The organism is Bradyrhizobium sp. KZN70725 (genome assembly GCF_055264925.1).
In genome coordinates this window covers 1-8,893 of sequence record NZ_JBUYWT010000111.1, presented here as the reverse complement: position 1 = coordinate 8,893, position 8,893 = coordinate 1, and the positions used below count along the sequence as shown (strand labels likewise).

At 64.4% G+C, this 8,893-nt stretch carries 9 protein-coding genes; 4 read left to right on the top strand and 5 right to left on the bottom strand.

Annotated elements, in window-relative coordinates:
* Nucleotides 1–203: 203 nt before the first annotated feature.
* Together ACZBJS_RS41185 and ACZBJS_RS41180 are read right to left on the bottom strand one after the other, a co-directional pair.
* Nucleotides 204–1,061 (bottom strand): DUF1499 domain-containing protein, encoded by an 858-nt coding sequence (locus ACZBJS_RS41185; RefSeq protein ID WP_057015203.1) that lies wholly within the window; start codon nt 1,059–1,061, stop codon nt 204–206.
* A gap of 243 nt (nt 1,062–1,304) precedes the next feature.
* Nucleotides 1,305–2,933: a fatty-acid--CoA ligase gene (locus ACZBJS_RS41180; protein WP_463440205.1), complete on the bottom strand. Its 1,629-nt coding sequence runs from the start codon at nt 2,931–2,933 to the stop codon at nt 1,305–1,307.
* Between the two features lie 76 nt (nt 2,934–3,009).
* Between ACZBJS_RS41180 and ACZBJS_RS41175 the strand changes: the two genes are divergently transcribed.
* Entirely contained in the window at nt 3,010–4,206 is a 1,197-nt protein-coding gene (locus ACZBJS_RS41175; protein WP_463440204.1) for an extensin family protein, read from the top strand.
* A gap of 17 nt (nt 4,207–4,223) precedes the next feature.
* Here ACZBJS_RS41175 and ACZBJS_RS41170 read toward each other — a convergent pair whose 3' ends face one another.
* A complete protein-coding gene (locus tag ACZBJS_RS41170; RefSeq protein WP_057015206.1) occupies nt 4,224–4,901 on the bottom strand; it encodes a L,D-transpeptidase in 678 nt (225 codons plus the stop codon).
* 338 nt (nt 4,902–5,239) lie between these two features.
* On the opposite strand from ACZBJS_RS41170, the gene ACZBJS_RS41165 reads away from it, so the two are divergent.
* Nucleotides 5,240–6,217: a magnesium transporter CorA family protein gene (locus tag ACZBJS_RS41165; RefSeq protein WP_168857199.1), complete on the top strand. Its 978-nt coding sequence runs from the start codon at nt 5,240–5,242 to the stop codon at nt 6,215–6,217.
* A 130-nt stretch (nt 6,218–6,347) separates the two neighbouring features.
* Nucleotides 6,348–6,569 carry a hypothetical protein gene (locus ACZBJS_RS41160; RefSeq protein WP_063709281.1) on the top strand — a complete coding sequence of 74 codons (222 nt, stop codon included), beginning with the start codon at nt 6,348–6,350 and terminating at the stop codon, nt 6,567–6,569.
* A 132-nt stretch (nt 6,570–6,701) separates the two neighbouring features.
* Here the strand turns inward: ACZBJS_RS41160 and ACZBJS_RS41155 are convergent, their stop codons facing one another.
* Nucleotides 6,702–7,454: an SDR family NAD(P)-dependent oxidoreductase gene (locus ACZBJS_RS41155; RefSeq protein ID WP_463440203.1), complete on the bottom strand. Its 753-nt coding sequence runs from the start codon at nt 7,452–7,454 to the stop codon at nt 6,702–6,704.
* 155 nt (nt 7,455–7,609) lie between these two features.
* Nucleotides 7,610–8,251 (bottom strand): pyridoxamine 5'-phosphate oxidase, encoded by a 642-nt coding sequence (pdxH, locus tag ACZBJS_RS41150; protein WP_057015208.1) that lies wholly within the window; start codon nt 8,249–8,251, stop codon nt 7,610–7,612.
* Between the two features lie 108 nt (nt 8,252–8,359).
* Here pdxH and ACZBJS_RS41145 point away from each other — a divergent pair, with 108 nt between their 5' ends.
* On the top strand, nt 8,360–8,767 hold the full coding sequence (locus ACZBJS_RS41145) for an RT0821/Lpp0805 family surface protein (protein ID WP_463440202.1): 408 nt from the start codon (nt 8,360–8,362) through the stop codon (nt 8,765–8,767).
* Nucleotides 8,768–8,893: the final 126 nt, after the last annotated feature.

The window sequence follows — 8,893 nt, the reverse complement described above, 5'->3', positions numbered from 1 at the left end:
CCGTCAGCTCATATCGTTTCGCCGCCACCATCTGCTCCGTGTCTCGAATCACGGAACTCTATGAATCAGCGATCAAACCGCTTGGGAATCCTGAATGTCGATCGGTCCTAGTTCGTCATTCCGGGATGGTGCCAAGCACCAGACCCGGAATCTCGAGATTCCGGGTTCATCGCTGCGCGATGCCCCGGAATGACGCTACCGTGTCACTTCTTCACCGTCTTCGCCGGCGGCGCCTTTGGCGCGACAGGAGCCGCCTTCTTCGCCGGCTTGGCATTGTCGTTCTCGGCCGCGCTGTTGAGGTCTTCGATCAGCTTCTTGACGCGGGCGGCGTTGCTGCCGAGATCGGTGTCGAAATAGCGCGACGCCGAGCGGATATCGACGCGGGAGTCCTCGTCGTCAGGCGTGACCCGGATCGAGACGTCCTCGCGGAATCCCATGATCGGCGTCCGCGCTACCGCCTCGATGCGGCCGATGCGGCGCGGCGGCTGCGGCGCGCGCGCGTCGATGACGAGCCATTTGCGGCGGTTCACCAGCCGCAGCGTCAGCTCATAGGCGCGGTCGACCGGGGTTTCGAGCTCGACGGTTTCGATATCGGGATAGGCCGCGCGCTGCCGCTCGGCCGAATAGAGGCCGGCATAGGCGGCAGGATTGGTGCCTTCCCCGGTGCGCAGCCGCGCCAGCGCCTCGAATTTCGGCGGGTCGATCGCGTCGGTGGTGACGTCGTAAATCCGCGGCAGCTTGCGGTACTGATAGATGAGGTAGGCCGGGTAGGCGAGGATCGCCGCGTCGATCAGCAGCGCGAGCAGGATCCGGCCCATGCCGCGGGTGCCGTTCTGCCAGATCGCGGCAAAGGCGGCCAGCCCGAGCAGGATCGACAGGCCGGCCAGGCCCAGCGCGCCGAAGAAGGTCGCCAGCGCCGGCTTGACCTCCAGGAACCCGAAGCGGACGATCAGGATCGAGACCACCACCGCGACGACGGAGAAGATGGCGAGGTTGCGCGACCAGGTGGCGAGACCGGACACGGGCTCCTGCTGGTAGGGAGCGGAAAACCTGCGCGCCATCGTCGAAAAATCTGCCGGTTGAGATGTCCTCAGGCGACCTCGGCCGCCGCGATCAGTCGTGTGAGACCACGGACCTGCGGCGAATTCAAGGGATTTGGGCTTTACCCCGAATCGTCATGGCCGGGCATAGCCGTCCGAAGGACGGCGTCGCTTGCGCTCGCCTATGACCCGGCCATCCATGTCTTGCCGCACGATGAAGTCGTGGATGCCCGGGTCAAGCCCGGGCATGACGAGCGTTTGTTTTCACGCCGCGGCGGTCGGGAACGTGTAATCCTTGAATTGGTCGCGCAGCGCCGTCTTCAGGATCTTGCCGGTCGCGGTGTGGGGAATGCCGTCGACGAAGGCGACGTCGTCGGGCATCCACCATTTGGCGATCTTGCCGTCCATGAACTTCAGGATGTCCTCGCGCGTGGCACTCTGGCCCTGCTTGAGTTGCACGATCAGCAGCGGCCGCTCATCCCATTTGGGGTGATGGACACCGATCACGGCGGCTTCCGCGACCGCCGGATGGCCGACCGCGAGGTTCTCGAGATCGATCGAGGAGATCCATTCGCCGCCGGACTTGATCACGTCCTTGGAGCGGTCGGTGATCCGCATGTAGCCGTGCTCGTCCATCGTCGAGACGTCGCCGGTGTCGAAATAGCCGGCATCGTCGAGGATGTTGCTGTCGACCCGGAAATAGGCCTTGGCGATCGCCGGGCCCGAAACCTTGAGACGGCCGAAGGTCTTGCCGTCCCACGGCAGCTCCTTGCCGGCATCGTCGGTGATCTTCATCTCGACGCCGAACGGCGGATAGCCCTGGGTCTGCAGGATGTCGAGCCGCTCCTCGCCGGTGCGCTTGGTAAACGGTGGCTTCAGCGTCGCCAGCGTGCCGAGCGGGCTCATCTCGGTCATGCCCCAGGCGTGGCGCACCTGGCTGCCCATGTCGAGGAACGCCTGGATCATCGAGCGTGGCATCGCCGACCCGCCGCAGATCACCATCTGCAGATCCGGCAGCTTGACGTTGTTGGCGGCCATGTATTGCAGCAGCATCAGCCACACCGTCGGCACGCCGGCGGTGTGCGTGACCTTCTCGGTCGACAGCAACTCGTACACCGAGGCGCCGTCGAGCTTCGGGCCCGGCATCACGAGCTTGGTGCCCATCGACGGCGCGGAGAAGGCGATGCCCCAGCTGTTGGCATGGAACAAGGGGACCACCGGAAGCATTGTGTCCGACGCGGAGGTGCCGAGCGCGTCCTTCGAGTTGGCCATCAGCGCGTGCAACACGTTGGAGCGGTGCGAATAAAGTACACCCTTGGGATCGCCCGTCGTGCCGGAGGTGTAGCACATCGCCGCCGCGGTGTTCTCGTCGAAGGTCTTCCACTCGAACTTGCCGTCGGATGCCGCGATCCAGTCCTCATAGGCGACCGCGTTCTTCAGCGTGGTCTGCGGCATGTGCGCCTTGTCGGTCAGCACCACGTAGCGCTCGACGCTCGGCAGCTGGCCTGCGATCTTCTCCAGCACCGGAACGAAGGTGAGGTCGGTGATGACGATACGGTCCTGGGCGTGGTTGACGATCCAGGCGATCTGCTCCGGAAACAGGCGCGGATTGACCGTATGGCAGATCGCGCCGATCCCCATGATGCCGTACCAGACCTCGAGGTGGCGCCAGGTGTTCCAGGCGATGGTGGCGACGCGATCGCCGAGCTTGATGCCGTCGCGTTCCAGGCTCTGCGAGACCTTCAGTGCGCGGGCGTGGATCTGGGCGTAGGTGGTGCGATGAATGGGGCCTTCGACCGACCGCGTCACGACTTCCTGTGTGCCGTGATATTTGGCGGCGTGCTCAATAATCTTGTGACACAGCAAGGGCCAATCTTGCATCAAACCAAGCATACGCGAATCCCTCCTCGATCCTCACACATGATCCGCCGGCATCTTGGACGGCCGGCAGTAAAATCATGGAACTGACATGAACTTTAGCGCGGAGAAAGCAAGCCGAAAATGGCCTGTTGGCGCGTTTCGTCGCGGGGGCGCGGCAATGGTTACCGCCGCCGCCGTGCTGCTTTGCCTTGGCATGCAAGCAGGCCCCGCCGAGGCCGCCCGCCGCGCGCCCAGCTTTCCGTGGGACGATCTGTTCGGCACCCGGCCGCAAAGGCCGCATAAGGCAGCCCGCCGCTCAGCGGTGCCGCTGCCGAAGCCACGCCCGGCTGAGGCGCCGGCGGCAGCTCACGCGCCGGCGGCAACCGAGCCCGAACCTCCCGCAGCCGGGACGCAGTCTCCGGCCGCGCCTGCCGAGGCGGCCAGGCCCAGCGAGACGGCCAAGCCCGCTGATGCCGCCAAGCCGGCCGAGCCCGCCGCGCCGCAGCTTTCGGCCTGCCGGCAGGCGCTGACCGAGGAGATCGCGATTGCCCCGAGCATTCCGGATATCCACGGCGCCGGGGGCTGCGGCGGCGAGGATCTGGTGCGGCTCGAGGCGATCGTGCTAGCGGACAAGCGCAAGGTCGCGGTCAAGCCCGCCGCGATCCTCCGCTGCAAGATGGCCGCTGCGGTCGCCGACTGGGTCCGCACCGATATCGCGCCGCTCGCGCAGAGCCTCGGGGGCGGGATCAGCAATCTCGACAATTTCGACTCGTTCGAGTGCCGCGGCCGCAATCGGGTCGCCGGAGCGCAGCTCTCCGAGCACGGCCGCGCCAATGCGCTCGACGTCCGCGCGCTCGGTCTCGCCAACGGCAAGTCGATCTCGCTGACCGACCGCAGCGTGCCGCGGACCTTGCGCGAGACCGTGCTGCATTCGGTCTGTGCCCGCTTCTCCACGGTGCTCGGTCCGGGCTCGGACTGGTACCACGAGGACCACATCCATCTCGACCTGATCGAGCGTCGCAACAATTACCGGATCTGCCAGTGGAACGTGGACGACCCGCTGCCGCAGGTCGCGCCGCTGTTGCCGGCCGAGCGCCCCGAAGAGGCGCCGCCGCGCGAGGTCGCTGCCAAATCCGACGCGCCGAAAGCGGACACATCCAAAGCTGACCACGGCAAGTCTGACACCGGCAAGTCTGGCACCGGCAAGCCGAACGCCACAAAATCAGATGACGCGGCCGCGCCCGACCGCAGCGCCGAGACCAAACCGCAGCCAACAAAAAAGCGCCGGCAAAGCCGGCGCTTTTGATCGCGATTGCGATTGGATCAGTAGGTCGTGCCGCCGCCGCCCTGCAGCGCCATCTGCGGCTTGTAGGGCGAGTCGCCGTGCTTCGGCTCCAGCACCACGACGATGGTGCCGAGCTTGACGCGGTTGTAGAGGTCGATGACGTCCTCGTTGGTCATGCGGATGCAGCCCGAGGAGATCGACGCGCCGATATATTCCGGCTGGTTGGTGCCGTGGATGCGGAACAGCGTGTCCTTGCCGCCCGAATAGAGATACATCGCGCGCGAGCCCATCGGATTGTCCGGGCCCGGGGCCACGAAGGTCGGGACGCCGAGGCGCGAGATTTCGCCGGGGGTCGGGTGCCAGGCCGGCCATTCGGTCATGCTACCGACCTTGGCGATGCCGGACCAGGCCATGGCTTCCTCGCCGACGGTGATGCCGTAGCGGATCGCCTTGCCGTCGTTCAGCACGTAATAGAGGTAATGGTTGTCGGAATCGACCACGATCGAGCCGGGGGCTTCCTTGCGGTGGTACTCGACGATGGCGCGGCGGAACGGTTCAGCGACCGGCGTCTTGACGTAAGTGGTCTTGGCCAGGAGTTCCTTGTCACGCGGCTTGAAGTTCGCGGTGTTGGTTGCCTCATAGGTTGTGGCCTGCATGCAGCCCGACAACATCAGGCCCGCGGCCAGGATCCCGAGGGTAACTTTGAGCGACGACATGATTACATTCCAATCGAAAATCCGCGCCCGAAAGCGCCACTATTACGCCCCAAACGCCACGATTCCATTAGCGGCATTATTGCCGAAACGTGCCATTATTCCCAGAGTCTAGATGCCTTTCCCGCATCGCGGGACGCTGTCTGTGGCTTTTTTGCCGCAACTGTTCTGGTGCCGGGTTGGTTTTTGTGCAAACAGGCAACGGTCGACGAGTCGGCGTCACGTCGCTGCCGCCTGGCCGCCACAAGTATGGATGCCCGGTTAATACCCCGGTCATGAAGCGCCCCCCAGAATCGCGCTAAGTCGGCGGGTCCTGCCAGCCCTGTTTCGTGGAGTTCGTGATGCTGTCGGTGTTCGTTCCGTCCGAGTTTTCGCTCAAGAAGGCCACGGCGACCGACCTCGGCGCGCTGCCCGAGGGAGCGGTCTGGGTCGATCTGGTGAATCCGACCGTTGAGGAGGACCGGGCGGTCGAGAAGCTCGCGGGGATCGCGGTGCCGACCCGGGAAGACATGCAGGAGATCGAGATCTCCAGCCGCCTCTATATCGAGAACAGCGCGCGCTACATGACCGCGACGCTGATGTGCCAGTCCGACACCGACATGCCGCGCACCACGGCGGTGACCTTCATCCTCACCGGTCATCGGCTGGTGACGGTGCGCTACGACCTGCCGAAGCCGTTCGCGCTGGTCGAGAACAAGCTGGCGCGCGCCTGTTCCCCCAGCATCACCGGGGAGCAGGTGCTGATGGAACTGCTGGACGCGGTGATCGACCGTTGCGCCGACATTCTGGAGCGCTGCGGGGCCGATATCGACCAGGTGTCCCACGACATCTTCGAGCCGGAGAGCGAGCGCCACGGCCACGCCAAGCAATATTCGCAGATTCTGATCGCGATCGGCCGCAAGGGCGACCTGACCTCGAAGGTTCGCGAAAGCCTGGTCTCGATCGGCCGCCTCGTCACCTTTCTCTCCGCGGTGGTCGAGGGCGTGAAATGGTCCAAGGACATGCGCGAGCAGCTCAAGACCATGCAGCGTGACGTGGCCTCACTGACCGACCACGCCTCCTATCTCTCCAACAAGATCACCTTCGTGCTCGACGCCATGCTCGGCGTGGTCAATCTGGAACAGAACAACATCATCAAGCTGTTCTCGGTGATGGCGGTGGTCTTGATGCCGCCGACGCTGATCGCCTCGATCTACGGCATGAATTTCAAGGTGATGCCGGAACTCGAATGGGCGCACGGCTATCCGTATGCACTGGTGCTGATGCTGATCGCGGCTGTCGTGCCGTACTGGATCTTCAAGTGGAAGAAGTGGCTGTAGACCGGTTCCACGCGTCGCGTTTTGGGACGCGCTTCCTGCCTTATTTCCTCTGCTAAAATTTGAGCGTTGCGCTGAACGTTTGGGCGAAACTTGTCTGCGATAACGCCCACCTCGAAGCCGGAGGACAGCAATGGTTGAGAAGATCATAACGCCACGGCGTAACGTCATCGACTTTGCGCGCTATCAACAGGACCGCGCAGCAGGCAAGGTGCAGGCGATCTCGCCGAGACTTTGCCGTTACTGTGGCGCTGCGTTGCTGGATGGCGAGGACGAAGACGAATGCTCCAGCGCGCTGAACGACGTCGCGCTGCGGCAGCCCGAGAAGAAGTCGCGTCGGTTCTACGCAGACTAGAGGCCGAAGCCTCGGAGGCAGAAGCCTCGTTTGCGTTGTTACGCCTGCAAGTGAAGCAATCCCAATGACGGCCGCGGCGGCGGCCGGGATCGCCTCAAAACTTCCTTCCCCGAAATACGGCTCTTCCCAAGCTCAGACGTGCTGACCACCGTTGATGTGGATCTCCGCACCGTTCACGTAAGAGCTGGTCTCCGTGCAGAGAACGTAGATGATCTTGGCGACCTCGTCCGGCGTGCCGAGGCGATGCATCGGGATCTGCTGGTCGACGATCTTCTCGGTGCCCGGCGATAGGATCGAGGTATCGATCTCGCCCGGCGCGATCGCGTTGACGCGGACGCCGACGCGGCCGAAGTCCGATGCCATCTCGCGCGTCAGCGCCGCGAGCGCGGCCTTCGACGTCGCATAGGCCGCGCCGGCAAACGGATGCACGCGCGAGCCGGCGATCGAGGTGACGTTCACCACCGCGCCCTTGGCGTGTTTCAACTCCTCGATCAGCCCGCGCGCGATCATGATCGGTGCGAAGAAGTTGACGTGGAAAACGTGGGTCCAAGTCTCGATGTCGGTGTCCATGGTGCCGAGCCGGCCGCCGCCCGCAGCCTTCGGCGAGATCGCGGCGTTGTTGACCAGCGCGTGCAGTTCATCGTTATCGAGCCGCCTGCGGATCTCAGAGATCGCGCGAACGGTGTCGTCATGGCTGCCGAGGTCGACCTCGATATGGTCTTCCGGCCCGGCGCCCCAGGGGCAGACCTCGGGAAACGCATGCCGCGACAGGGTGATGACGCGCCAGCCGGCGGACGAGAACCGGATCGCGGTGGCATGGCCGATGCCGCGGCTTGCGCCGGTCAGAAGCAGCGTGCGCCGCGGCGCATTGGATGGGTGGGGCATCGACGGTTTCTTTCGTTTTCGTCATGCGCGGCGGCGTGCCGGGCATCCACGCCTTCGAACGACTTGGGATGACTTGGGATCAAGACGTCGCTGGCCGGGTCATCTTACACGAAGATGCGCTTCGCGCTTTCGCCCGGCCATGACGGTCGCAGCTTTCAGGGATAGAGCCGCACCTTCGACCAGGCGCTGCCGGCGCCGTCGCGGCGGAATTCGATGCGGTCGTGCAGGCGGTACGGGCGGTCGTGCCAGAACTCGAAGCGCTGCGGCGTGATCCGCCAGCCGCTCCAGCCCGGCGGCCGCGGCACCTCGCCGATGACGTATTTCGCACCGGTCTTGGCGATCGCCTGCTCGAATGCGAAGCGGCTCTCCAGCGGCTGCGACTGCTTGCTGGCCCAAGCGCCGATCTGCGCCTGCTTCGGCCTGGTGGCGAAATAGGCGTCGGCCTCGGCATCGGTCACCGGCGTGACCGGCCCGCGGATGCGCACCTGGCGGCGCAGCGATTTCCAGTGGAAGAGTAAAGCAGCCTTAGGATTTGCGGCCAATTCGCGGCCCTTGGCGCTCGCAATGTGGCTGTAGAACACGAAGCCGTCGGCATCGAAGCCCTTCATCAGCACCATCCGCACGTCGGGCAGGCCGTCGGGATCGACGGTCGCAAGCGCCATCGCGTTCGGATCGTTCGGCTCGGACTTGATCGCCTCCGCAAACCATTCGGCGAACAGGGCGAACGGCTCCTCCGCCGCGGTGAAATCACCCGATGTTAACGGTGTCGGGTGTTTGATGGAGGTCGTGTCGGTCATGTCAGGAGTCCCGATTTGCATCCGCCCGCGTCCGAAAGCGCGTTACTAGCCCTATATAGGGCATGGGGGCGCGTTGGCCTATCGGCGATCCACCCCGCAGGCGCGGTGGTGACATTGATCCTGATCGGCGTCGGCGCAAGCGGCTGCAGCCTGTCGCGCAGCGACGCCTTCGCCAAGCTGAACGACAAGGATGTGACGGGCTCGATCAGGCCGACCCAGATCAATGCGGTGATGCCGACCGACAGCGACCTCGCCTTCGCCCGCAATGCCGCCTCCGACGTGCTGACCAAGGGCGACAAGGATTCCAGCCAGCCCTGGGAAAATCCTGAAACCGGCGCGCGCGGCTCGGTGACGCCGCTGGCCCAGGCCTATTCGGGCGAGGACGGCAAGACGTGCCGGGATTTCCTTGCCAGCTACGTCAACGGAGCCACCGAGAGCTGGCTGCAGGGCGCCGCATGCAAGGCTGGACAAGGGCGGTGGGAAATCCATAGCCTGAAGCCCTGGAGAAAATCCTGAGAATTCCGGCGAAGCCGGACTAGTGGCTCGTCACAGTGATTTTGACGGTTTGATACCGAGCCAGCTTAGGATCGGCAAGTTCTCTGGCGGCACGAGGATTTCGATGCTTCTGGGGATATCGGCTCG

Coding starts and splice junctions, on each gene's coding strand:
- ACZBJS_RS41170 (WP_057015206.1), bottom strand. CDS start 4,901: ATGTCGTCGCTCAAAGTTACCCTCGGGATCCTGGCCGCGGGCCTGATG.
- ACZBJS_RS41180 (WP_463440205.1), bottom strand. CDS start 2,933: ATGCTTGGTTTGATGCAAGATTGGCCCTTGCTGTGTCACAAGATTATT.
- ACZBJS_RS41160 (WP_063709281.1), top strand. CDS start 6,348: ATGGTTGAGAAGATCATAACGCCACGGCGTAACGTCATCGACTTTGCG.
- ACZBJS_RS41185 (WP_057015203.1), bottom strand. CDS start 1,061: ATGGCGCGCAGGTTTTCCGCTCCCTACCAGCAGGAGCCCGTGTCCGGT.
- ACZBJS_RS41155 (WP_463440203.1), bottom strand. CDS start 7,454: ATGCCCCACCCATCCAATGCGCCGCGGCGCACGCTGCTTCTGACCGGC.
- ACZBJS_RS41165 (WP_168857199.1), top strand. CDS start 5,240: ATGCTGTCGGTGTTCGTTCCGTCCGAGTTTTCGCTCAAGAAGGCCACG.
- pdxH (WP_057015208.1), bottom strand. CDS start 8,251: ATGACCGACACGACCTCCATCAAACACCCGACACCGTTAACATCGGGT.
- ACZBJS_RS41175 (WP_463440204.1), top strand. CDS start 3,010: ATGAACTTTAGCGCGGAGAAAGCAAGCCGAAAATGGCCTGTTGGCGCG.